At 55.7% G+C, this 23,646-nt stretch carries 20 protein-coding genes; 15 read left to right on the forward strand and 5 right to left on the reverse strand.

The features are described from left to right. Positions 1-143 precede the first annotated feature (143 nt). The 10 genes from F384_RS06200 (at position 144) to ldtE (ending at position 11,103) form a co-directional block, all read left to right on the forward strand. Positions 144-3,200: an FAD-binding and (Fe-S)-binding domain-containing protein gene (locus F384_RS06200; protein ID WP_046480343.1), complete on the forward strand. Its 3,057-nt coding sequence runs from the start codon at positions 144-146 to the stop codon at positions 3,198-3,200. Then, positions 3,197-3,607 carry a 1,4-dihydroxy-2-naphthoyl-CoA hydrolase gene (menI, locus tag F384_RS06205; RefSeq protein WP_046480345.1) on the forward strand — a complete coding sequence of 137 codons (411 nt, stop codon included), beginning with the start codon at positions 3,197-3,199 and terminating at the stop codon, positions 3,605-3,607. The genes F384_RS06200 and menI overlap by 4 nt, the downstream gene beginning before the upstream one ends. A 100-nt stretch (positions 3,608-3,707) precedes the next feature. After that, positions 3,708-3,896: a YdiH family protein gene (locus F384_RS06210; RefSeq protein ID WP_042320056.1), complete on the forward strand. Its 189-nt coding sequence runs from the start codon at positions 3,708-3,710 to the stop codon at positions 3,894-3,896. Between the two features lie 600 nt (positions 3,897-4,496). Next, on the forward strand, positions 4,497-4,865 hold the full coding sequence (gene sufA, locus F384_RS06215; protein WP_046480346.1) for a Fe-S cluster assembly scaffold SufA: 369 nt from the start codon (positions 4,497-4,499) through the stop codon (positions 4,863-4,865). An 8-nt stretch (positions 4,866-4,873) separates the two neighbouring features. Further along, complete coding sequence (sufB, locus tag F384_RS06220) at positions 4,874-6,361, forward strand: Fe-S cluster assembly protein SufB (RefSeq protein ID WP_046480350.1); 1,488 nt, start codon at positions 4,874-4,876, stop codon at positions 6,359-6,361. A 9-nt stretch (positions 6,362-6,370) separates the two neighbouring features. Beyond that, complete coding sequence (gene sufC / locus F384_RS06225) at positions 6,371-7,117, forward strand: Fe-S cluster assembly ATPase SufC (RefSeq protein WP_046480351.1); 747 nt, start codon at positions 6,371-6,373, stop codon at positions 7,115-7,117. Then, entirely contained in the window at positions 7,092-8,363 is a 1,272-nt protein-coding gene (gene sufD / locus F384_RS06230; protein WP_046480353.1) for a Fe-S cluster assembly protein SufD, read from the forward strand. The genes sufC and sufD overlap by 26 nt, the downstream gene beginning before the upstream one ends. After that, positions 8,360-9,580: a cysteine desulfurase SufS gene (gene sufS / locus F384_RS06235; RefSeq protein ID WP_046480354.1), complete on the forward strand. Its 1,221-nt coding sequence runs from the start codon at positions 8,360-8,362 to the stop codon at positions 9,578-9,580. The genes sufD and sufS overlap by 4 nt, the downstream gene beginning before the upstream one ends. 12 nt (positions 9,581-9,592) lie before the next feature. Beyond that, positions 9,593-10,009 carry a cysteine desulfuration protein SufE gene (gene sufE, locus F384_RS06240; protein WP_046480356.1) on the forward strand — a complete coding sequence of 139 codons (417 nt, stop codon included), beginning with the start codon at positions 9,593-9,595 and terminating at the stop codon, positions 10,007-10,009. A 98-nt stretch (positions 10,010-10,107) separates the two neighbouring features. After that, positions 10,108-11,103, forward strand: a complete 996-nt coding sequence (gene ldtE / locus F384_RS06245) for a L,D-transpeptidase LdtE (protein WP_046480358.1) — start codon at positions 10,108-10,110, stop codon at positions 11,101-11,103. Between the two features lie 68 nt (positions 11,104-11,171). On the opposite strand, the gene lpp is transcribed toward ldtE, so the two are convergent. Together lpp and pykF are read right to left on the reverse strand one after the other, a co-directional pair. Then, positions 11,172-11,408, reverse strand: a complete 237-nt coding sequence (lpp, locus tag F384_RS06250) for a murein lipoprotein Lpp (protein ID WP_001082307.1) — start codon at positions 11,406-11,408, stop codon at positions 11,172-11,174. A gap of 308 nt (positions 11,409-11,716) precedes the next feature. Next, complete coding sequence (gene pykF / locus F384_RS06255; RefSeq protein WP_046480429.1) at positions 11,717-13,129, reverse strand: pyruvate kinase PykF; 1,413 nt, start codon at positions 13,127-13,129, stop codon at positions 11,717-11,719. Between the two features lie 523 nt (positions 13,130-13,652). Between pykF and F384_RS06260 the strand changes: the two genes are divergently transcribed. The 3 genes from F384_RS06260 to F384_RS06270 are packed head-to-tail and all read left to right on the forward strand — an operon-like array spanning position 13,653 to position 16,170. Further along, positions 13,653-14,675: a methionine ABC transporter ATP-binding protein gene (locus F384_RS06260; RefSeq protein WP_046480430.1), complete on the forward strand. Its 1,023-nt coding sequence runs from the start codon at positions 13,653-13,655 to the stop codon at positions 14,673-14,675. Then, positions 14,668-15,336 carry a methionine ABC transporter permease gene (locus F384_RS06265; RefSeq protein ID WP_046480432.1) on the forward strand — a complete coding sequence of 223 codons (669 nt, stop codon included), beginning with the start codon at positions 14,668-14,670 and terminating at the stop codon, positions 15,334-15,336. Before F384_RS06260 ends, F384_RS06265 begins: the two co-directional genes overlap by 8 nt. A 21-nt stretch (positions 15,337-15,357) precedes the next feature. Next, positions 15,358-16,170, forward strand: coding sequence for a MetQ/NlpA family ABC transporter substrate-binding protein (locus F384_RS06270; protein ID WP_046480434.1), 813 nt, complete (start codon positions 15,358-15,360; stop codon positions 16,168-16,170). A gap of 94 nt (positions 16,171-16,264) precedes the next feature. Here F384_RS06270 and ttrA read toward each other — a convergent pair whose 3' ends face one another. From ttrA to ttrB, 3 genes are read right to left on the reverse strand one after another with little or no spacing between them, the layout of a single operon-like run. Then, positions 16,265-19,330 (reverse strand): tetrathionate reductase subunit TtrA, encoded by a 3,066-nt coding sequence (ttrA, locus tag F384_RS06275; protein ID WP_046480436.1) that lies wholly within the window; start codon positions 19,328-19,330, stop codon positions 16,265-16,267. Then, positions 19,323-20,345, reverse strand: a complete 1,023-nt coding sequence (gene ttrC / locus F384_RS06280; RefSeq protein WP_155403978.1) for a tetrathionate reductase subunit TtrC — start codon at positions 20,343-20,345, stop codon at positions 19,323-19,325. Before ttrC ends, ttrA begins: the two co-directional genes overlap by 8 nt. Continuing rightward, the gene (gene ttrB / locus F384_RS06285) at positions 20,345-21,073 is read right to left on the reverse strand and encodes a tetrathionate reductase subunit TtrB (RefSeq protein WP_046480440.1); all 729 of its coding nucleotides are present in this window, start codon (positions 21,071-21,073) and stop codon (positions 20,345-20,347) included. Before ttrB ends, ttrC begins: the two co-directional genes overlap by 1 nt. Before the next feature lie 178 nt (positions 21,074-21,251). Between ttrB and ttrS the strand changes: the two genes are divergently transcribed. Both ttrS and ttrR read left to right on the forward strand, forming a co-directional pair. Further along, entirely contained in the window at positions 21,252-23,024 is a 1,773-nt protein-coding gene (gene ttrS, locus F384_RS06290; protein ID WP_046480442.1) for a tetrathionate respiration histidine kinase TtrS, read from the forward strand. After that, positions 22,999-23,601, forward strand: a complete 603-nt coding sequence (ttrR, locus tag F384_RS06295; protein ID WP_046480443.1) for a tetrathionate respiration response regulator TtrR — start codon at positions 22,999-23,001, stop codon at positions 23,599-23,601. Before ttrS ends, ttrR begins: the two co-directional genes overlap by 26 nt. The last annotated feature ends 45 nt before the right edge of the window (positions 23,602-23,646 follow it).

A 23,646-nucleotide genomic window follows, 5' to 3' on the forward strand; every position in this document is an offset into this window, starting at 1 on the left:
TTATAATGATGAGCAATTTCAGCGGTTTTTGACAGGCGGATTCTGCCAGTATTTCTGTTGGGTGTATTAGAAAAAAATGTGATACAACAATAAGCAAACGATTAACTCCCACAACACACAGACCGCAGGAAAGGGTCACGATAATGATTCCACAAATTTCTCAGGCACCCGGCGTCGTTCAGTTGGTGCTTAATTTTTTGCAAGAGCTGGAGCAACAAGGATTTACCGGCGATACGGCGACCAGTTATGCCGATCGTCTGACGATGTCGACCGATAACAGTATCTATCAACTTCTCCCCGATGCTGTGGTTTTTCCCCGCTCAACGGCCGATGTGGCGCTGATTGCCCGCCTGGCGGCGCAACCGCGCTTTACCTCGCTGATTTTCACCCCGCGCGGCGGGGGTACGGGGACCAACGGACAGGCGCTGAACCAGGGCATCATCGTCGATATGTCCCGCTATATGAGCCGCATCATTGAAATCAACCCGCAAGAGGGCTGGGTGCGGGTGGAAGCGGGGGTGATCAAGGATCAACTGAATCAGTATCTGAAGCCATATGGCTATTTTTTCGCCCCGGAATTGTCTACCAGTAACCGGGCAACGCTGGGCGGGATGATTAACACTGACGCCTCCGGGCAAGGGTCGCTGGTCTACGGGAAGACGTCCGATCACGTGCTGGGCGTACGGGCAGTACTGCTGGGCGGCGATATTCTCGATACGCAGCCGCTGCCGGTTGAACTGGCGCAGACGCTCGGTCAGAGCAATACCGCCATTGGCCGTATTTATCGCACCGTGTTTGAGCGCTGCCGCGATAAGCGTCAGTTGATCATGGATAAATTCCCCAAACTGAACCGCTTCCTGACGGGCTACGATTTGCGTCATGTCTTTAATGATGACATGAGCGAATTCGATCTGACCCGGATCCTCACCGGTTCGGAAGGGACGCTGGCGTTCATTACAGAAGCGCGACTGGACATTACGCCGCTGCCGAAAGTGCGTCGGCTGGTGAACGTGAAATACGACTCTTTTGACTCCGCGCTGCGCAATGCGCCGTTCATGGTGGACGCGCGTGCGCTGTCGGTGGAGACGGTTGACTCAAAAGTGCTGAACCTGGCGCGTGAAGATATCGTCTGGCATTCGGTGAGCGAACTGATTACCGACGTCCCGGATAAAGAGATGCTCGGCCTGAACATTGTCGAATTTGCCGGTGATGATGAAGCCGTTATCGACGGACAGGTCGCGTCCCTGTGCGAACGCCTGGATGAGCTGATTGCCCGTGAAGAGGCGGGCGTGATTGGCTGGCAGTTATGCACTGAACTGGCGGGCGTTGAGCGTATCTACGCGATGCGTAAAAAAGCGGTGGGGTTGCTGGGAAATGCAAAAGGGGCGGCAAAACCGATCCCGTTTGCCGAGGACACCTGCGTACCGCCGGAACATCTTGCCGACTATATCGCGGAATTCCGCGCACTGCTTGATGGTCACGGCCTGAGCTACGGCATGTTCGGCCACGTCGACGCCGGGGTGCTGCATGTGCGGCCTGCGCTGGATATGTGCGACCCGCAGCAGGAAGTGCTGATGAAGCAAATCTCCGACGACGTGGTGGCGCTGACGGCGAAATATGGCGGTCTGCTGTGGGGCGAACACGGCAAAGGCTTCCGTGCCGAGTACAGCCCGGCGTTTTTTGGCGATGAACTTTTCGCGGAACTGCGGAAGGTGAAAGCGGCGTTCGATCCGCAAAACCGACTGAATCCAGGGAAAATTTGTCCACCGGAAGGTATCGACGCACCGATGATGAAAGTCGATGCGGTTAAACGCGGCACCTGGGACCGGCAAATCCCGCTGGCCGTTCGCCAGACCTGGCGAGGCGCGCTGGAATGTAACGGCAACGGTCTGTGCTTTAACTTCGACGCGAAGAGCCCGATGTGTCCGTCGATGAAAATCAGCCTCAACCGCATCCACTCGCCGAAAGGGCGCGCAACGCTGGTGCGTGAATGGCTGCGTCTGCTGGCGGATCGCGGCGTCGACCCGGTACGACTGGAAAACGCGCTGACGAGCAAACGGCCCAGCCTGCGTTCCCTGATTTCGCGTACCCGCAACACCTGGCATGCCAGCAAAGGCGAGTATGATTTTTCGCATGAAGTGAAGGAGGCGATGTCCGGCTGTCTGGCCTGTAAGGCCTGCTCGACGCAGTGTCCGATCAAAATCGACGTCCCGGAGTTCCGCTCGCGCTTCCTGCAGCTTTACCACACCCGCTACCTGCGCCCGCTGCGCGACCATCTGGTGGCAACGGTCGAAACCTATGCGCCGCTGATGGCGCGGGCGCCGAAGACCTTCAACTTCTTTATTAATCAGCCGCTGGTGCGCAAGCTGTCGGCAAAACATATTGGTATGGTCGATTTGCCGCTGCTGTCGACGCCGTCGCTGCAACAGCAGATGGTGGGGCATCGCTCGGCGAACATGACGCTGGAACAGCTTGAAGCGCTGACGGATGAGCAGAAAACCAGTACGGTGCTGGTGGTGCAGGATCCGTTTACCAGTTATTACGACGCGCAGGTCGTGGCGGATTTCGTCCGTCTGGTCGAAAAACTGGGGATGCAGCCGGTTCTGCTGCCGTTCTCGCCAAACGGTAAAGCGCAGCACATCAAAGGCTTCCTGACCCGCTTTGCGAAGACCGCCAAAAAGACCTCTGAGTTTTTGAACCGCGTGGCAAAACTGGGTATGCCAATGGTCGGCGTCGATCCGGCGCTGGTGCTCTGTTATCGCGATGAGTACAGGCTGGCATTAGGTGAACAGCGCGGTGATTTCCATGTCCAACTCGCCAATGAGTGGCTGGCTACTGCACTGGCCTCGCACGAACCGCGTGACGTTAGCGGTGAATCCTGGTACTTCTTCGGTCACTGTACCGAAGTGACCGCGCTGCCGGGCGCACCTGCGCAGTGGGCGTCGATCTTTGCCCGCTTTGGCGCGAAGCTGGAAAATGTCAGCGTGGGGTGTTGCGGTATGGCCGGGACCTACGGCCATGAGGCGAAGAATCATGCGAGTTCGCTGGGCATTTACGAGTTGTCGTGGCATCAGGCGATGGAGCGACTGCCGCGCAGTCGTTGTCTCGCGACGGGATATTCCTGCCGCAGCCAGGTGAAACGCGTTGAAGGCACGGGCGTGCGCCATCCTGTGCAGGCATTACTGGAGATTATTGGATGATCTGGAAGCGTAAAGTCACCCTCGATGCCCTCAATGCGATGGGCGAAGGGAATATGGTTGGCCTGCTGGATATTCGCTTTGAACATATCGGCGACGATACGCTTGAAGCGTCAATGCCCGTTGACGGGCGCACAAAGCAGCCGTTTGGCCTGCTACACGGCGGAGCCTCCGTCGTGCTCGCCGAAAGCATCGGTTCTGTTGCGGGTTACCTGTGTACTCAGGGTGAGCAGAAAGTGGTGGGGCTGGAGGTCAACGCTAACCACGTTCGCTCCGCGCGAGAAGGGCGCGTGAAGGGAGTCTGTAAGGCGATTCATACCGGCTCCCGGTATCAGGTCTGGCAGATTGACATTTACGATGAGCAGCAGCGACTGTGCTGTACCTCACGGTTGACCACCTCTGTTGTGTGACGTTGTCACCTAAAAAAGTGTGATCAGTATTGCTTTTGGTCATAATCTGCGCAGCAAAAGGTGATATACTGTGCAGGTTTTGACCATAAGCGAGGATGATATGACTAGCCAACTAGACCCGGCCCAACTGGCAATTGAGTTTTTACGTCGTGATAAAACAGAGCTCTCTCCAGCCCAATACCTTAAAAAACTGAAACAACTTGAGCTCGAATTTACCGATTTACTGACGCTCTCTTCCACCGAGTTAAAAGAAGAGATCTATTTTGCCTGGCGCCTTGGCGTTCATTGATTCTGCGATTGTCAGCGTAAAGAGAACCCGACTCCTGTGTCGGGTTTTTTTTGGCCTCGCTGAACTGCGCGGGTGCCGGAAAAGGCTGCGGTTGTTTCTGAAAGCGATCCCGTCAACGATGTCGTCATTCAGGGAATTGATCCGACACAGAAAAGTCAGGGATAGCAATTTGTGTTAAAAATGACCTTCGGCAATATGAGACTATTCTTATCGCCCCTTCAAGAGCTAAGCCATCGTGAGTGCCGGAGATAAGCGCCGGATGGGGCCGGAACCCTTAAGGCTGTTACTGACAACCTTAAGGGTTTTGTTTTTCTGTGCTTTCACTCTCCTCATATCATTCCTATCCCTGAAATAGTCATTTTCTATACATCTTTACTGTTTTGACCACTCAGGTCGATGACGAACGTTAAAGTCATTATCAATCAATGTATTGAACAAATTCATCCATTCCTCTTAACCCGCGTGGCAGGGTCTATGCTTAATAAAAGTGCTCAAAAAGGATGAAACGCCGGAATGCCCCTGCTGTTGAGGGGTTGAAGTGAGAATCGTTATCACTAACATGGTGTTATAGCCTGATGGCTCATTATGCGAGGTAACCCTATGGAATTGCATTCAGGAACATTTAATCCGGACGATTTCACCTGGCGCGGATTGACGCTGACCCCTGCGGCAGCGGCGCATATTCGCGAACTGGTTGCAAAGCAGCCGGACATGCTGGGCGTCCGGCTGGGCGTGAAGCAGACGGGATGCGCCGGTTTTGGCTACGTGCTGGATACCGTCAGCGAGCCGGAAAAAGACGATCTGCTGTTTGAGTTTGAAGGCGCGAAGCTCTATGCCCCGCTACAGGCAATGCCGTTTATCGACGGCACGGAAGTCGATTACGTCCGCGAAGGATTAAACCAGTTATTCAAATTTCATAACCCGAAGGCCCAGAACGAATGCGGCTGTGGCGAAAGCTTTGGGGTATAGGCGGTACTATGTCTCGTAATACTGAAGCAACTGACGATGTCAAAACCTGGACCGGCGGCCCTCTGAATTATAAGGAGGGTTTCTTTACCCAACTGCAAACGGATGAGCTGGCGAAAGGGATCAACGAAGAGGTAGTCCGCGCCATTTCGGCTAAACGTAATGAACCTGAGTGGATGCTGGCGTTTCGCCTCAATGCCTATAAAGCCTGGGTTGAAATGCAGGAGCCGCACTGGCTGAAAGCGCACTATGAGAAGCTGAATTATCAGGACTACAGCTACTATTCCGCGCCTTCGTGTGGGAATTGTGATGAGACCTGCGCGTCAGAACCGGGGGCGGTACAGCAAACCGGGGCGAATGCTTTTCTCAGTAAAGAGGTGGAGGCTGCCTTTGAACAGCTCGGGGTGCCGGTACGCGAAGGCCGTGAAGTGGCGGTCGACGCCATTTTTGACTCCGTTTCCGTCGCCACCACCTATCGTGAAAAACTGGCGGAACAGGGGATCATATTCTGCTCTTTCGGCGAGGCGATTCACGATCATCCCGATCTGGTTAAACAGTATCTTGGCACCGTCGTCCCCGGCAACGATAACTTTTTCGCCGCACTGAATGCGGCGGTCGCCTCTGATGGCACCTTTATCTATGTGCCGAAAGGTGTGCGCTGCCCGATGGAGCTTTCTACCTATTTTCGCATTAACGCCGAGAAGACCGGACAGTTTGAGCGCACGATCCTGATAGCGGATGAAGGCAGCTATGTGAGCTATATCGAGGGCTGTTCAGCGCCGGTGCGCGACAGCTATCAGCTCCATGCGGCGGTGGTGGAAGTGATCATCCATAAAGACGCCGAGGTGAAATATTCCACCGTTCAGAACTGGTTCCCTGGCGATAACAACACCGGCGGGATTCTGAACTTCGTTACCAAACGCGCGCTGTGCGAGGGTGAGAACAGCAAAATGTCGTGGACCCAGTCGGAAACCGGATCGGCAATTACCTGGAAATACCCAAGCTGTATTCTGCGCGGCGACAACTCCATCGGTGAATTTTATTCGGTGGCGCTGACCAGCGGGCATCAGCAGGCGGATACCGGCACCAAGATGATCCACATCGGCAAAAACACCCGCTCGACCATTATCTCGAAGGGGATTTCTGCCGGACACAGCCAGAACAGCTATCGTGGTCTGGTCAAAATCATGCCCACGGCGACCAACGCCCGTAACTTCACCCAGTGCGACTCAATGCTGATTGGCGCCGACTGCGGGGCGCATACCTTCCCGTATGTCGAATGCCGTAACAACAGCGCGCAGCTGGAGCACGAAGCAACCACCTCGCGGATTGGTGAAGATCAGCTTTTCTATTGCCTGCAGCGCGGCATCAGCGAAGAGGATGCGATCTCGATGATTGTCAACGGCTTCTGTAAGGACGTGTTCTCTGAGTTGCCGCTGGAGTTTGCCGTTGAAGCGCAAAAATTATTAGCCATTAGCCTTGAACACAGCGTCGGTTAAGGAAGCAACATGTTAACGATTAAAGATTTACAGGTCAGTGTGGAAGAGAAAGCGATCCTGCGCGGGTTGAGTCTCGAGGTTCGTCCGGGGGAAGTGCATGCCATTATGGGACCGAACGGTTCCGGGAAAAGTACGCTCTCTGCGACGCTGGCAGGGCGTGAAGATTACGAAATCACCGGCGGGTCGGTGACGTTTAAAGGGAAAGACTTGCTCGATCTGGCGCCGGAAGAGAGAGCGGGTGAAGGTATCTTTATGGCCTTCCAGTATCCGGTGGAAATTCCCGGCGTCAGCAACCAGTTTTTCCTGCAAACGGCGCTCAATGCGGTGCGCACTTATCGCGGCCAGGAATCGCTCGATCGCTTCGATTTTCAGGATCTGATGGAAGAGAAAATCGCGCTGTTGAAGATGCCGGAAGACCTGTTAACCCGCTCAGTGAACGTCGGCTTTTCCGGCGGCGAGAAGAAGCGCAACGACATTCTGCAAATGGCGGTGCTGGAGCCGGAACTGTGTATTCTTGATGAATCGGATTCCGGGCTGGATATTGATGCGTTGAAAGTGGTTGCCGATGGCGTCAACTCACTGCGCGACGGTAAGCGCTCGTTCATTATTGTCACCCACTATCAGCGTATCCTTGACTATATCAAACCTGATTTTGTCCACGTCCTGTATCAGGGACGGATTGTGAAGTCTGGCGATTTCACGCTGGTCAAACAACTGGAGGAGCAGGGATATGGCTGGCTTACCGAACAGCAGTAATGCGCTGCAGCAATGGCATCATCTGTTTGAAGCGCAGGGCGAGACGCGCTCACATCAGGCGCAACAGCATCTCCAGCAGGTTCTGCGCCTGGGGCTGCCAACGCGCAAGCATGAGAACTGGAAATATACGCCGCTGGAAGGCCTCACCAACAGCCTGTTCGTCAGTCGCTATGCCGATGTTACCCCGGCGCAGCGCGACGCGTTAGCGCTCAACGTTGATACGCTGCGACTGGTGTTTGTCGACGGTCAATTCAGTCCGGCGCTCAGCGACAACCTGGACAACAGCGGCTTTGAGGTGGCGATCAACGATGAGCGCCAGACCCTGCCGACCGCGGTACAGCCGGAGGTGTTTTTGCATCTCACGGAAAGCCTGGCGCGCGGCGTAACGCATATCCGCGTTAAGCGTAACCAGCGTCCGGCAAAACCATTGCTGCTGATGCACATCACCCAGGGCGTATCCGCTGAGGAAGTGAACACGGCGCACTATCGCCATCACCTTGAGCTGGAGGAAGGCGCGGAAGCGACAATTATTGAACATTACGTCAGTCTGAATGATGCCCGACATTTCACCGGCGCGCGCCTGACCATGAACGTGGCGGCAAACGCGCACCTGCATCACATTAAGCTGGCGTTTGAAAATCCGCTCAGCCATCACTTCGCCCATAACGATATTTTGCTGGCGGCGGATGCCTCGGCCCACAGCCACAGCTTTCTGCTCGGCGATGCCGTACTGCGTCATAACACCAGTACCCAACTGAACGGAGAGAACACGACGCTCAGGATCAACAGCCTGGCGATGCCGGTGAAAAATGAGGTCTGCGATACCCGCACCTGGCTTGAGCACAACAAAGGCTACTGCAACAGCCGACAACTGCATAAAACCATCGTCAGCGATAAGGGCCGTGCGGTGTTTAACGGGTTGATTAACGTTGCCCAACACGCTGTCAAAACGGACGGGCAGATGACGAACAACAACCTGCTGCTCGGGAAGCTCGCGGAGGTGGATACCAAACCGCAGCTGGAGATCTACGCCGATGACGTGAAGTGCAGTCACGGGGCGACGGTAGGGCGCATTGACGATGAGCAGATGTTCTACCTGCGTTCGCGCGGGATAACGCAACGGGATGCGCAGCAGATGATCCTTTATGCCTTTGCCGCAGAACTGACGGAAGCGCTGAATGACGAAGCGCTAAAACACCAGGTGCTGGCGCGGATAGGCCAGCGTTTGCCGGGAGGCGTAGCATGACATTTCCCATCGACAACGTGCGTGCGGATTTCCCCGTCCTCACGCGTGAAGTGAACGGCCTGCCGCTGGCGTATCTCGACAGCGCCGCCAGCGCGCAGAAACCGGCACAGGTGATTGACGCAGAAGCCGAGTTTTATCGTCACGGCTATGCGGCGGTGCACCGGGGGATCCACACCCTCAGCGCCCAGGCGACCGAAAGAATGGAAAACGTGCGCAAACTGGCGTCGCTGTTTATTAACGCGCGCTCGGCGGAAGAACTGGTCTTTGTGCGCGGCACGACGGAGGGCATTAACCTGGTCGCCAACAGTTGGGGGCCAGAGAACGTCCATGCAGGCGATAACATCATCATCAGTGAGATGGAGCACCATGCCAACATTGTGCCCTGGCAGATGCTGTGCGCGCGGGTGGGGGCAGAACTGCGGGTGATTCCGCTGAACGCCGACGGCACATTGCAACAGGGCGTCCTGCCCACTCTGTTTGATGAGAAAACCCGACTGCTGGCGATCGCTCACGTCTCTAACGTGCTGGGCACTGAAAACCCGATCGCCGAAATGACCGCGCTGGCGCATCAGCATGGCGCGAAAGTGCTGGTGGACGGTGCGCAGGCAGTGATGCACCACCCGGTAGACGTTCAGGCGCTGGACTGCGATTTTTACGTCTTCTCGGGCCACAAGCTGTATGGTCCGACCGGCATTGGCGTGCTCTATGTCAAAGAGGCGCTGTTGCAACAGATGCCGCCATGGGAAGGGGGCGGGTCGATGATCGCCACTGTCAGCCTGACGCAGGGCACCACCTGGGCGAAAGCGCCGTGGTGCTTCGAAGCGGGGACGCCGAATACCGGCGGGATCATCGGTTTTGGCGCGGCGCTGGAGTATGTTTCAGCGCTGGGGCTGGAGGCAATTGGTGAGTACGAACAGAACCTGATGCACTATGCGCTGGAGCAACTGGCGACGGTGCCGGATCTCACGCTGTATGGACCGACTGACCGGCTTGGCGTGATCGCCTTTAATCTCGGGAAACATCACGCGTATGACGTCGGCAGTTTTCTCGATAATTACGGGATCGCCGTGCGAACCGGACACCACTGCGCAATGCCGCTGATGGCTTTTTATCAGGTGCCGGCGATGTGTCGGGCGTCGCTGGCAATGTACAACACCCATGAAGAAGTGGATCGCCTGGTGACAGGTTTGCAACGTATTCATCGCTTGCTGGGATAACAGGGAGGCACTATGGCCGCGCTGCCGGATAAAGAAAAATTGTTGCGTAATTTTCAGCGTTGCGCTAATTGGGAAGAGAAGTATCTGTACATCATTGAACTGGGACAGCGACTGCCGGAGATATCCGCCGCGGACCGCTGTGCTGAAAATACGATTCAGGGATGTCAGAGCCAGGTCTGGATAGTGATGCGTCAGAATGCGCAAGGCGTTATTGAACTGCAGGGCGACAGTGATGCTGCCATTGTGAAAGGACTGATTGCCGTCGTCTTCATTTTGTATCACCAGATGACGGCTCAGGACATCGTGAATTTTGATGTGCGGCCGTGGTTCGAACACATGGCGCTCGCGCAGCATCTCACTCCGTCTCGTTCGCAGGGGCTGGAAGCAATGATTCGCGCGATCCGTACCAAAGCCGCAACTCTTAGCTAAACTCAATAGACAGCTTTCATCCTGTTAGGTAAGGCAGTCTGGCTGTCTTACAGGATTATCAGCATTCTGGCTATGCCAGTGAATACAGGAGGTTGGGTATGAAACGCGCGTCTCTTATTACTCTTATGCTTATCGGCGCTTACAGCGCCATACAGGCCGCCTGGGCGGTGGATTATCCCTTACCGCCAGCGGGCAGTCGTCTTGTTGGGCAGAATCAAACGTACACGGTGCAGGAAGGCGATAAAAACCTTCAGGCGATAGCCCGTCGTTTTGATACTGCCGCCATGCTCATTCTGGAGGCGAATAATACCATTGCTCCTGTGCCAAAGCCGGGCACCCTGATAACGATCCCGTCACAGCTGCTGCTGCCCGATGCGCCGCGTGAAGGCATTATCGTCAATCTGGCTGAACTGCGTCTGTACTACTATCCGCCGGGAGAAAATATCGTCCAGGTATACCCGATCGGTATCGGCTTGCAGGGACTGGAAACGCCGGTGATGGAAACCCGCGTGGGGCAGAAAATCCCGAATCCAACCTGGACGCCGACGGCAGGCATTCGTAAGCGCTCTCTGGAGCGCGGCATTACGTTGCCGCCGGTGGTCCCCGCCGGACCCAATAACCCGCTGGGGCTCTTTGCACTGCGTCTGGCGCACGGTAATGGCGAGTATCTCATTCATGGCACCAGTCAGCCTGACAGCGTCGGTCTGCGCGTCAGTTCAGGGTGTATCCGGATGAACGCTCCGGACATCAAAGCGTTGTTCTCTCAGGTCAGACCGGGAACGCCGGTGAAAGTGATTAACGAGCCGGTGAAATACTCCGTAGAGCCGAACGGTCTGCGCTACGTTGAGGTCCATCGACCGCTGTCGCCGGAAGAAGAGCAAAACGTGCAGACAATGCCGTATGTGCTGCCAGTTGGGTTCAGCCAGTTTAAGGCGACGAAAGAGGTGGATGACGGTCTGGTGGAAAAAGCGCTGTATCGCCGGGCGGGGTATCCGGTGACCGTGTCCGCCGGGCAAACGCCGGTTGCTATGGCAGCACCGACTGTTCAGTCAGCGCAGAACGGTTCAGTACAGGAAGAGACGCAGACACAGTAGTGGGAAGATAAAACGAGAGGCAAAAAAAATGGCGCACAATGTGCGCCATTTCTATTACACAGGTACTATTACTTACGGTATTTAGTAGCCTGGTTGTCCAGACGCTGGTTAGCGCGAGCTGCGTCATCTTTAGCAGCCTGAACGTCGGAACGCATTGCGTTCACGTCGTTGCTCAGCTGGTCAACTTTAGCGTTCAGAGTCTGAACGTCAGAAGACAGCTGATCGATTTTAGCGTTGCTGGAGCAACCAGCCAGCAGAGTAGAACCCAGGATTACCGCGCCCAGTACCAGTTTAGTACGATTCATTATTAATACCCTCTAGATTGAGTTAATCTCCATGTAGCGTTACAAGTATTACACAAACTTTTTTATGTTGAGAATATTTTTTTGATGAGAAGGCGCTTATTTTTGATCGTTCGCTCAAAGAAGCATCGAAATGCACAAAAACGGCTAAAAAACTGAGTGAAAACAGGCTGCTTCCATCGGATTCGTCTTAGATAATCTGTAATTAGATAGCTCAATCCGATTTGCTTTTTTATTAATAGTAGCTATTGGAAAAATAAAAAAGCGCCGCGAGGGCGCTTTTTTAATCGAATTAATTCACACGGGAATTATTACAGTACGTGAACAGATGCCGTGTTAGTGGTGCCGCTCGGTACCAGCGCACCGGAAACCATCACTACAACGTCGCCTTTCTGCGCCAGACCGGTCTGCTGAGCAACCTCTTTCCCCAGACGGTAGAAATCATCGGTAGACGCGATTTCTTTCACCAGATGCGCCACAACGCCTTTGCTCAGTACCAGCTGACGAGCAGTCACTTCGTTGGTGGTCAGTGCCAGAATGGTGGCATCCGGGAAGTATTTACGCACTGCGCGAGCAGATTTACCGCCCTGAGTGGCCACGACGATCAGCGGCGCGTCCAGTTTTTCAGCGGTTTCCACTGCGCCGCGGCAGACGGCTTCGGTGATGCGCAGTTTGCGGCTGTCGTTGTTGAAGTCCAGACGGCTGGTCATCACGCGGTCGGTACGTTCACAGATGGTCGCCATGATGGTGACCGCTTCCAGCGGATATTTACCTTTTGCAGATTCGCCAGACAGCATAACCGCATCGGTGCCATCAAGGATGGCGTTCGCCACGTCGCCTGCTTCCGCACGCGTCGGACGCGGGTTTTTGATCATGGAATCCAGCATCTGCGTAGCCGTGATAACGACTTTACGTGCGCGGATACATTTTTCGATCATCATCTTCTGCGCGAAGATAACTTCTTCAACCGGGATTTCAACGCCCAGGTCGCCACGCGCAACCATGATACCGTCAGACGCTTCGAGGATTTCGTCGAAGTTGTTCAGGCCTTCCTGGTTTTCAATTTTGGAGATGATCTGGATCTTCTCGCCGCCGTGCGCTTTCAGGTGCTCACGGATTTCAACAACGTCAGAGCGCTTACGGATAAAGGAGGCCGCAACAAAGTCAACGCCTTGTTCGCAACCAAAAATCAGGTCCTGTTTGTCTTTTTCAGCCAGTGCCGGCAGGGCGATAGAGACGCCAGGCAGGTTAACGCCTTTGTTTTCGCCGAGGTCACCGTTGTTCAGCACTTTACAGATGACTTTGTTGCCTTCGATTGCGGTGACTTCCATACCGATCAGACCATCGTCGACCAGTACCGTGTTACCGACAGACAGATCGGTGGTGAAACCTTCGTAGGTGACCGCAACGATTTCGTTGTTACCGACGACGGATTTGTCAGTGGTGAAGGTAAACGTCTGACCGGCTTTCAGGGAAACGTCGTTGCCGCCTTCCAGTTTAATGGTACGGATTTCCGGACCTTTGGTATCGAGCAGGATAGCGGCTTTCTTGCCGGTTTTGCTCATCACGTTGCGCAGGTTCTGGATACGCTGACCGTGTTCTGCATAATCACCGTGAGAGAAGTTCAGACGCATGACGTTCATGCCTGCGTCCAGCATTTTGGTTAACATCTCTTCAGATTCGGTTTTCGGACCGATGGTGCAAACAATTTTCGTCTTTTTCATGACAGTCTTAGTCTTTAAGTTGAGAAGGATATGGAAAGCTGGCTACCGGGACGCTCTGCCTGGAAGCTAAACCTGTATTACGAAAGTTGTGATGCCTCGCACTAAGGATAGGTGACATCGATAGAGCGTGCAGAGGAATGTGTGCTCGTATTTCAGCCCGACAAAAAGGGACGTTTTGTAGTCTCTGAGTATGACAGGTCAATGTGCTGAAACCATTCAAGTGACAATTGTCACGCATTATACGCTGAAATTTACGCAAAAGGAAAATGGAAACAGTGTTTCAGAATACATCCAGGCAGTTACACAACAAATTGTTATTAAACAAGTCGTGTCTGCCAATTGCGCAAACGCAAAAACCAGGCTGGGTTGCGCAACCAGACTTATTCCTTCGCGTTATAACAAATGACTTTTAAATCATTTCAAATCTAAATTACCCTGATTACACTCGTTTGGACATCCATACTGCTAAATAGCTGAAAGCGCTGGCAGGATAACAATAAGCAGCAGCGGATACCCAAACGACATGATTGTCCTGAAAAATATTTCGAAAGTGTTTACGCCAGGGCGGCTAGCCATTACCGCGGTTGATAACGTCAATCTGACCGTGGATCAGGGGCAAATTTACGGAATTATTGGCTACAGCGGTGCCGGGAAAAGCACCCTGATTCGCCTGCTTAACGGGCTGGAAAAGCCGACGGCGGGCAGTGTGACCATCAACGGTCACGAGATTTCCGCCGCCAGCGGCGAATCTCTGCGCCAGGCGCGCCTGAAAATCAGTATGGTATTTCAGCATTTCAATCTGCTGTGGTCGCGCACCGTGCGCGAAAACATCGCCTTTTCCATGCAAATCGCGGGCGCGCCAAAAGCGAAAATTCAGGCGCGCGTGGCGGAACTGATTGAGCTGGTGGGGCTGACGGGGCGCGAAAATGCGTATCCGTCACAGCTAAGCGGCGGGCAAAAACAGCGCGTGGGGATTGCGCGAGCGCTGGCGAATAACCCGGATGTGTTGCTGTGCGATGAAGCCACGTCAGCGCTGGATCCCCAGACGACCGATCAAATTCTTGAACTGTTGCTCGATATCAATCGTCGCTTCCGGCTGACGATCGTGCTGATCACTCATGAAATGCATGTGGTGCGCAAAATCTGCGATCGCGTGGCGGTGATGGAAAACGGTCAGGTGGTGGAGGAAGGCGATGTGTTGAGCGTTTTCACCCATCCGCAACAGCCGATTACCCGCCAGTTTGTCCGCCAGGTGGGGCAGTATGCCGATGAAGAGGCATTTGATTTGCAACTGGCGAGCGAACTGGGCGGCACGGTTATTAAGCTAACGTTTACCGGCCACAGTACGCATCAGCCGATTGTCGGCGAACTGACACTTCGCTATGGCCTGCCATTAAATATCCTGCACGGCAAAATGACCCAGACGGCGCACGGCGTGTTCGGTCAGTTGTGGCTACATGTGGTGGCCTCACCGGAGCAACTCAATAACATTCTGGACGACCTGCAAAAAAGCGGCATTGACGGTGAGGTGATTCAACATGGCTGAGAATCTGTTTCCCCACCTGAAATGGGATCAACTTTTTGCCGCCACTCAGGAGACGTTGTATATGACTGCGCTCTCCGGCGTCGCCACCTTTGTGCTGGGTATTGCTCTCGGACTGGCGCTGTTCCTGACCGCACGCGGCGGACTGTTCCAGAACCGTGCGCTGTACAGCGGCATTTCTCTGCTGGTGAACATCTTTCGCTCGATCCCGTTCATCATTTTGATAGTCCTGCTGATCCCGTTTACCAAAGCGCTGGTCGGCACCATTCTTGGCGCCAACGCCGCACTACCGGCGCTGATTGTCGGCGCCGCGCCATTCTACGCGCGTCTGGTTGAGATAGCCCTGCGTGAAGTGGATAAGGGCGTCATTGAAGCGACGCGTTCCATGGGCGCTCGTCTTAGCACCTTAATTTTTCGGGTTTTGTTACCTGAATCGTCACCCGCTCTGGTGTCCGGTATCACCGTGACGCTGATTGCGCTGGTCAGTTACAGCGCGATGGCCGGGGTGATCGGGGCAGGTGGTTTAGGGAATCTGGCTTATCTGGAAGGATTCCAGCGCAACCACAACGACGTCACGCTGGTGGCGACGGTAACCATTCTGGTTATTGTCTTCATTATCCAGTTCTGCGGCGATGTGATCACTTCTCTGTTAGATAAACGCTAATAAAATACGGAAACCATTATCATGAAAAAATCACTGACACTTCTCGCCGCAGCTACCTTAAGTGCCCTGAGCTTCGCCTCCTGGGCGGACACGCTGACCGTGGGCGCCTCCAACGTGCCGCATGCCGAAATCCTCGAGCAGGCCAAACCGATTCTGGCAAAACAGGGGATTGACCTGGAGATTAAACCATTCCAGGACTACATCCTGCCAAACACCGCGCTGGCGGGCCGTGAAATTGACGCCAACTACTTCCAGCATATTCCCTATCTGAACAGCGTCCTGAAAGATCATGCCGGAGATAAAACCTACGATTTCGTCAGTGCGGGAGCAATCCACATTGAACCTATCGGCATCTATTCGAAAAAGGTCAAATCGCTAAAAGATCTGCCGGAAGGCGGCAAAATCATCATGCGTGATGCGGTGTCGGAAGAGGGACGTATCCTGTCTATCTTCGAGAAAGAGGGCGTGATCAAACTGAAGCCGGGCGTGGATAAAGTCAGTGCGCGTATCAGCGACATCGTGGAAAACCCGAAAAAGCTGAAGTTCCTGCCTAACGTTGAAGCTGCGCTGCTGCCACAGATGTACAACAACGATGAAGGCGATGCGGTGGTGATTAACGCCAACTACGCCATCGACGCCGGTCTGGATCCGGTACACGATCCGATCGCCGTGGAAAGCGGTGAGAACAACCCGTATGCCAACATCATTACCGTTCACCGTGGCGACGAGAAGAAAAAGGATATTGTCGCGCTGGTTGACGTCCTGCACTCAAAAGAGATCCAGGACTGGATCCGCACCAAATACAAAGGCGCGGTCATCCCGGTGAATAACTGATCCCTTTTTTGCCGGGTGGCGGCTTCGCCTGACCCGGCCTACGACGTCCTGTAGGCCGGATAAAACGCGCCAGCGTTGCCATCCGGCATTAGCGTTATACTCGCTCAACTCTTGCCGGCAACCCCTGACGTACCGCGGAGCCGGACACCCAGTCAAGCCAGGTGTTGCTCACTTTTCGCGTCGGATCGGCAAATCCCAGATCGTTCAGGTTAATCCCCGATTTCACTTTCGCATCAAACGCCAGCGGCTCACCGTCGAGCGTGTGCTGCGCGCCGCCCATCTCCCGGTGTCCATAGCCGTGTTCGATAGCGATGACTCCCGGCATCACCCCGTGCAGCAAACTGATTTGCGCTTCAGCCTGCCCGCCCGGCGTGGTGATCCGCACCGTGTCGCCATGTGACAGCCCGAAACGCTGCCCGTCCTGTGGATTCAGCGCCACCAGGTTGACCGGTTTGACGTGGTGTAAACGTGGGATCACCGCCGATGCGCTGGCCATGGTGTTGGACTTAAACGAGATAAGCCTGAGCGGCCATTGCGTTAAGGGAAACAGGTCGTCCACCGAACGTCCATCAGACAGCCTCGCCGGATACCACGCCGGACAGCCGCTGTAGCGTTCGCCGGTGATCGCGTGACGATGGGCGGCAACCTCAGCATTCCAGATTTGCAGCGGCTTTTCCCACGCATTGCCGATCCGGTTTTCGGCCCGACCACTCTTATCTGACGCGAAACGTCCGCCGCGCGAGTAGATAAAAGCCACCCGACGCGCTTCTTCCGTTTTCAGCGTCTGCTGAATGACGGGCATAATGCGGCTCACGCCAGTCAGTTCAATGTCTTCTGCTACCGCTTCGGCGACCGGGGCTTTCCCCATAAACGCGATATTGGCGGCGACGCGCAGATAGTAGTCTTCTGCACGATTCAGCGGATAGCGGTTTCCTTCGCTGTCGGAAATCGCATTGTCGCCAAATCCCGGCAGATGCAATTTTTTAGCCACGGCAATGCAGAATGCCTCCATCGAAACGGGCTGACCATCGGCGGTTGTGGCGGTGGCGGAGTCGACAATCGGCCAGCGTGCGGTGGTGGCTTTACTGGCGACGCCAGCCCACGGCGCGCTGAATCCCCAGCTTTCGAAGTTATGCGTGTCCGGCACGATGTAATCCGCAAGGGCGGTGGTCTCATTCATATAGGCATCGATGGCAATAAACAGCGGTAACCGCGCCGGATCTTTCAGTTTTTCTTCGGCAACGGCGCGCAGACCGGGTACGCCATACAAGGGATTGGTCATGTTGGAGATCCACGCCTTGAGGGGATACGGATACCCCTCCAGCGCGGAACTCAGCAATTCGGTCAACTGACCAGCGACAAACGGATACCACGGCGCTTTGGCCGGGAAAGGCGATATTCCGGCGGCGACTTTGTTGCGATACTCTTCGGAAGATTCATATGCCGTTTTACTCCGCGCGATACTCAGCCCCTTGGGCTTCACTTTGCCTGGAAAACTCGCCATGTTGTAGCGCGGACCGTCCGTTGCGCCGTTGAACTTCCCGCCGCCAACAAAAACGCCACCTTCCAGACTGAGGTTGCCGATCAGCGCGTTCAGCATCATCACCGCCCACGCGTTGTAAAAGCCATTGCCTGCCATCATCCCGCCGTGGGTGATGACCGCGGCTTTACGTCCGTGACGGGTAAAGGCGTCCGCCAGCGCGATGATTTTGTTCTCCGCAACGCCGCACTGTTGGCTGTACTGGGCGAGCGTCATTTTTTCCGCCGATTCTTTCAGACACTGGAAGCTGCTTTTTACCGTCACGCTGCGCCCATCGGCGAGCGTCACCTGGCGTGTGACAAACAGCGTGGCGCGCAGGCAGTCCCGGGCGGGGACCAGTTCGTTGTTCTCATCTACGACCAGCGGCTCGCTGGCGGCGGAAGGATCCAGATGCGCTTGCGTCAGGTGCTGTCCGGCCAGTTCGGGAAGATCGTCGACGATCACCAGATGTGTGGCGTTGGTCCAGCTCTTCTCGTCCGCGTGCTGCATGGCCTGTACGCCGGGTTGCGCCAGATAATCGGCGTTGTAGCGTTGGTTTTCGATAATCCAGCGGATCATCGCCATCGCCAGCGCGGAGTCGCTGCCGGGGATCACCGGTAACCAGTGACCGTGGTCGTCAGCCAGCACGGTGGTTAACGGCAGCGCCGGGGCGACGACCACATAGCTGAAATCATCGCGCAGCCGCGCGCTGGAAAGTTGCCTGGCCTGGCGTTTAAACGGGTTGCCGGACTGTGCGGGCGAGGTGCCCATAAACAGCGCGAACTCCACGTTATCCCAGTCGGGCTTCACATGGGTGTTTTTATCGAGATCGCCCATCAGTGCGCCGGAACCCGCGCGATAGGCCAGTCCACAATAGGATCCGTGCGCGCCAAAGTTTTTGCTGCCGAAACTATTGAGCGCAAAACGGCGCAAAAAGGTGTCTCGCCCGTCGTCGCTGGTATTGGTGACCAGTAGCTGGTTGGTTTTGGGACCAAAACCGGGATGCTGCGGATCAATAGGGGTTGTCGGGGCGTAAAGAGCACGCAGGCCGTCGACGTGGCCTTCGCCAAACAGATCGCCGCCTTCCACCACCTCATTGATCAATTGTTCAAAGCTAATGCGCTGCCATTTGCCTTCGCCGCGTTTACCCACGCGCTTCATCGGCTCAAGAATACGCAGCGGGCTGTACAGACCTTCCAGTTGTGTTGCGCCCCTGGCGCAGGCCGTCGAGCGGGCATCAAGACCGTTCTCGCCCGCCAGTTGCGCCATTGCCGTGCTGAATGGCACCGACGCATCAATATGATGTTCATGAGAAAGCGGATGATACGGATTGCCGGCAATGCGCAGCACCCTGTTGGTTTGCTGGTCGACGCGCACCCTGACGCCGCACTGCGTCCAGCAGCCGAAACACTGGGTCATGGCGATGGTTTGCTGCGTATTCTGCTGCCAGCGCGGGTGCGCGTTGGCTTCAGGGGCAAGCGCGTTACCCACGATGCGATCGCGGGTGATTTTACCGGAGGTGCCGTTGGTCAAGCCATCAATGGCGCGTTTCGCCACGTCACGATAGCTGAGGGCGAACGTCGCCATACCGCCGACGGCCAGGCCGACTTTGAGCCACTGACGACGGGTTAAATTAGCCATGTTGCAATCTCCTTGCGAGTCCGTTCACGCCTTCGCGAACAATAATAAGCAGCGCTATCCACAGACCAAAGGTACCGAGGATGGCAAGCCAGCCGTCGGTACCGGCGGGCAGGGTGTACGGGTTGAACTGGGCGTTGAATTTTGGCAGCGTCTGCCCCTGAATCAGCAGAGTCCAGCGCATCAGCCAGCACAGCGCCATCGCGCTCAACGCCAGCAGGCTGCGCAGCGGTAATGACAACGGACGACTCAGGGCGATAACGCTAAAGAGCAGTGAAACCAGCCAGAATGCCAGCCAACCAAAGGCGTAATGGCGGGCCGATGCGGAGATCGTAAGCCACTGGCGGATTGCCGTACCGGAAAGCGTATTGCCGCTAACCCAGAAAATGATGACGATTGCGAGGGCGAGCAGCGTCAGCAGTTGCCCAAGGGCGAGTCGTTTTTGCGACAGGAAATCATTGCGCATCCCGACGATTAACAGGGCAAAAAAGGTCTGTAATGCGCTCAGGAACATCGCCAGCACAAAGGCGTAGCTGAACCAGACGGGACGAGCCTGAACGACGGAGACTTCGCGTCCGGTATAGATCAGCAATCCCGTCGCGGCGAGCGCGCTGGCAAAGGCGAACCATTTTGTGACGGCGTAACTTTTCCCGGTAAGCTGTTTATAAACTTGCGCCAGAAACCAGAGTCCGAGAAACGCGGTGAACAGCGGTAAGAACAGTGCGCCCCACGGCATCCACGACCACGGCGTAGGATATGCGTAAAAATGCCAGACGCGGGCCGTCTGGTGGAGATCGGCGGTCAGCGCCAGGGGGGCGGTAATGGCGCAGGTCAGGGCAATCAACAGCGTCAGGCTTTCCAGCGTCGGGGCGGTTTTTTTGCGCCAGTGCAGCACGCAGCCAAACAGCGCCGCACAGGCGGCAATGCCGATAAAAAAGAAGTACTGTACCGCCCAGGGAAGCCAACTGACCGCCTGTGGACGGGCCAGCACCTCTTCAATGATTAAGGGTTGCATTATCAGACCTCCTGCCAGAGCGCGGGTTGCGCGCGTCCCATCAACGGGGTGACAAACGCCTCATCCAGTCCCAGATAGAAAACGTGGGGCGCGGTGTTATTTTCCGGCTTCAGTACGTTGATGGCGTCGTGATGGGTGCGGATCAATTGCGAAATCCGGCTTTGCGGATCGCGGATGTCGCCGATGATGCGCGCGCCGCCTACACAGGACTCCACGCAGGCGGGGAGAAGTCCGGCCTCCAGGCGGTGCACGCAAAACGTGCATTTATCGGCGGTCTGTGTCTCATGATTGATAAAACGCGCATCGTAGGGACAGGCCTGCACACAGTAAGCGCAACCGACGCAGCGGGTGTTATCGACCACGACGATGCCGTCCTCGCGTTGAAACGTGGCCTGCACCGGACAAACCGGCACGCAGGGCGGATTATCGCAGTGGTTACACAGACGCGGTAACAGCACGTTGGTCACCTCATCCGCCACCTGGACCTGATACTGATTCACATGGGTACGAAACTCGCCCTGCGGCGTCTGATTTTCAATCGCGCAACTGACGGTGCAGGCCTGACAGCCGATGCAGCGGCGCAGATCGATAAGCATCGCGTAACGCTGCTGTGTGGAGCCGCCATGACGTTCAGGTGAAAAAGGAAATTTTGCCTGCGCCAGCGGAACCAGCGACGCGCCTGCGGTCAGGACGCCCAGTTGCTGGAGAAACTGCCGTTTACTGCTGTCCATTTTTTCTCCCGTTTCAAGGCAACAACGAAACATTTGTCACGCCATTGGTTTGCGTGTGATGAATAAAGAATGTCGATGATTTACAGTGTAAAAATCGGAGTGGGGCAGCTCTATTGTGGTTAACCACATACCCGGCGGGTTGTTGATCTAAAACAACATAATCAACAGGGATAATGGTGTGAGACGTAAAACGGTGAAGGGGCTAACGCTGCTGGCGTCGGCCTTAATGTTCAGTGGCGCAGCGCTGGCGGGCTCATGGAATATCGGGATTCTGGCGATGCGCGGAGAGGTCTCCACCCGCAACCACTGGCAGCCGCTGGAAACCCTGCTTAACCAACAGCTTCCCGGAGAACAGTTCCACATCCTGCCGCTGGATCTGCATCAGATGCAGGCGGCGGTGAACAACGGACGCGTACAATTTGTGGTGACCAACCCGGCGCAGTTTGTGCAACTGAACAGTCGTTCGCCGCTGCGCTGGCTGGCGTCTTTGCGTTCCGCGCGTGGGACGGGCAACGTCATTGGCAGTGCGATCCTCACCCGGCGCGACAGCGGTATCACCGCCGCGCACGATCTGATCGGTAAAACGGTAGGGGCTATCGATCCCCAGGCATTCGGCGGCTATCTGCTGGGATATAAAGCGCTGAGCGACGCCGGTCTGCGCCCCGAGCGCGACCTCAACCTGCGTTTTACCGGTTTTCCGGCCGATGCGCTTCTCTATCTGCTCCGTGAAAAAGCGGTACAGGCGGTGATTGTCCCGGTCTGCCTGCTGGAAAAAATGGACGAAGAGGGACTGGTTGATAAAAACGACTTCGTCGCGGTGCTCAACCGTCCCGGAGACATCGCCTGTTTAACCAGTACGCCGCTCTATCCCGACTGGTCATTCGCCGCGTTGCCTGCGGTGAGCGATGCGCTGGCCGATCGCGTCACCCGCGCGCTGCTGGCGGCGCCAGACACCGCGGCGTTTCACTGGGGTGCGCCGGCGTCGACCAGTCAGGTGGAGGCGTTGCTGCGCGACGTACAGCAGCATCCACAACAGCGGCGTTTGTGGCTGGATGTGAAAAGCTGGCTGATACAGCATCAGTGGCTGATGGGCGGGACAGCGCTTACCCTGTTATTGCTGACCCTGAACTATATCTGGGTCATGCTGCTGGTGCGCCGACGGGGTAAACAGCTTGAACGCAACGGCGTCCAGTTGCGCCAGCAGGAACTGGCGCTGGAAACGGCCAGGCAAATGAGCGTTCTTGGCGAAATGACCTCCGGGTTTGCGCATGAACTGAATCAACCGCTGTCGGCAATCCGCCATTATGCACAGGGTTGTCTGATTCGCCTGCAGTCGCAGGATCCGTCGCACGCGTTACTGCCGGCGCTGGAGCATATTGATCAACAGGCGCAGCGCGGGGCTGATACGCTGCGTAATCTGCGACGCTGGGTGAGTCAGGCCCAGGGAAGTCCGATCCGCACGGAGGAATGGGAGAACATCAGCATTCATGAGGCGGTTCATCATGTCTGGCAGTTGTTACGCATGGCGCAGCAGTTCCCGACATTAACCTTACACAGCAATATCGATCGCGCGCTGACGATTTCGCTCCCGCCGGTGCTGCTGGAGCAGGTGCTGGCCAATTTGATCCTCAATGCGGCGCAGGCGGGTGCCACCACGCTGTGGATTGATGCTTCATCTTCGCCAGAGGGCGTGCGCGTGACGTTGCAGGATAATGGTGGCGGCATTGACGATGTTTTACTGCATCAGGCCTTTCAGCCCTTTATGACCAGCCGGAAAGAGGGAATGGGGCTGGGGTTGGTTATCTGCCAACGACTGGTGCGCTACGGTCAGGGGGAGATCGGTCTGCGTAATCAGACCGCGCCTGACGGGCTACCCGGTGTGGCGGTGGGACTGGATTTTACACAACGGGAGGAAAAGGGCGGCAATGGCGATGATTCACTTACTGGATGATGATGTGGCGGTCACCGATGCCTGCGCCTTTCTTCTGGAGAGCCTGGGCTATCCGGTCACGTGCTGGGAAGAAGGGGCTGTTTTTCTTGCTGAGGCCGATTTGTACCAGACGGGCGTGCTGCTGCTGGACATGCGGATGCCGGTCATGGACGGCAAGAACGTCCATGAGGCATTGCGTCAGCGTGAAAGTACGCTGGCCGTGGTGTTTCTCACCGGGCATGGCGATGTGCCGATGGCCGTCGAGCAGATGAAACACGGGGCGGTAGACTTCCTGCAAAAGCCGGTCAGTGCTAAACCGCTGCAAACGGCGCTGGAGCAAGCGCTGGTGGTTTCAGCGCAGGCGGTTGCCCGACAACAGATCGCCACCTGCTACCGGGCGCTTACGGCTAAAGAACGTGAGCTGGCCGGGTTAGTCGTTAAAGGACTGATGAATCGCGAGATTGCACAGATGATGAACATCGCGGTACGCACGGTGGAGGTACATCGCGCCAGAGTGATGGAAAAAATGCAGGCCGCCAATCTGGCGGAACTGGTCAACAAATGGCAGCGATTAAAGGAAGCGCACGGCGTTGAATAGTACCGTAGGTTATTTCTTTGATTTTCTTTGTTTTTTGTCATCCCA

This window comes from Citrobacter amalonaticus Y19 (assembly GCF_000981805.1).
Classification (GTDB): Bacteria; Pseudomonadota; Gammaproteobacteria; order Enterobacterales; family Enterobacteriaceae; genus Citrobacter_A; species Citrobacter_A amalonaticus_C.

What these genes read in the sequence shown, in the direction of transcription:
- pykF (WP_046480429.1), bottom strand. Translation starts at nt 13,129, where the DNA reads ATGAAAAAGACGAAAATTGTTTGCACCATCGGTCCGAAAACCGAATCT.
- F384_RS06210 (WP_042320056.1), top strand. Translation starts at nt 3,708, where the DNA reads ATGACTAGCCAACTAGACCCGGCCCAACTGGCAATTGAGTTTTTACGT.
- sufD (WP_046480353.1), top strand. Translation starts at nt 7,092, where the DNA reads ATGGCTGGCTTACCGAACAGCAGTAATGCGCTGCAGCAATGGCATCAT.
- F384_RS06265 (WP_046480432.1), top strand. Translation starts at nt 14,668, where the DNA reads ATGGCTGAGAATCTGTTTCCCCACCTGAAATGGGATCAACTTTTTGCC.
- F384_RS06270 (WP_046480434.1), top strand. Translation starts at nt 15,358, where the DNA reads ATGAAAAAATCACTGACACTTCTCGCCGCAGCTACCTTAAGTGCCCTG.
- sufA (WP_046480346.1), top strand. Translation starts at nt 4,497, where the DNA reads ATGGAATTGCATTCAGGAACATTTAATCCGGACGATTTCACCTGGCGC.
- sufC (WP_046480351.1), top strand. Translation starts at nt 6,371, where the DNA reads ATGTTAACGATTAAAGATTTACAGGTCAGTGTGGAAGAGAAAGCGATC.
- menI (WP_046480345.1), top strand. Translation starts at nt 3,197, where the DNA reads ATGATCTGGAAGCGTAAAGTCACCCTCGATGCCCTCAATGCGATGGGC.
- ldtE (WP_046480358.1), top strand. Translation starts at nt 10,108, where the DNA reads ATGAAACGCGCGTCTCTTATTACTCTTATGCTTATCGGCGCTTACAGC.
- F384_RS06260 (WP_046480430.1), top strand. Translation starts at nt 13,653, where the DNA reads ATGATTGTCCTGAAAAATATTTCGAAAGTGTTTACGCCAGGGCGGCTA.
- ttrB (WP_046480440.1), bottom strand. Translation starts at nt 21,073, where the DNA reads ATGGACAGCAGTAAACGGCAGTTTCTCCAGCAACTGGGCGTCCTGACC.
- ttrA (WP_046480436.1), bottom strand. Translation starts at nt 19,330, where the DNA reads ATGGCTAATTTAACCCGTCGTCAGTGGCTCAAAGTCGGCCTGGCCGTC.
- ttrR (WP_046480443.1), top strand. Translation starts at nt 22,999, where the DNA reads ATGGCGATGATTCACTTACTGGATGATGATGTGGCGGTCACCGATGCC.
- sufE (WP_046480356.1), top strand. Translation starts at nt 9,593, where the DNA reads ATGGCCGCGCTGCCGGATAAAGAAAAATTGTTGCGTAATTTTCAGCGT.
- sufS (WP_046480354.1), top strand. Translation starts at nt 8,360, where the DNA reads ATGACATTTCCCATCGACAACGTGCGTGCGGATTTCCCCGTCCTCACG.
- lpp (WP_001082307.1), bottom strand. Translation starts at nt 11,408, where the DNA reads ATGAATCGTACTAAACTGGTACTGGGCGCGGTAATCCTGGGTTCTACT.
- sufB (WP_046480350.1), top strand. Translation starts at nt 4,874, where the DNA reads ATGTCTCGTAATACTGAAGCAACTGACGATGTCAAAACCTGGACCGGC.
- F384_RS06200 (WP_046480343.1), top strand. Translation starts at nt 144, where the DNA reads ATGATTCCACAAATTTCTCAGGCACCCGGCGTCGTTCAGTTGGTGCTT.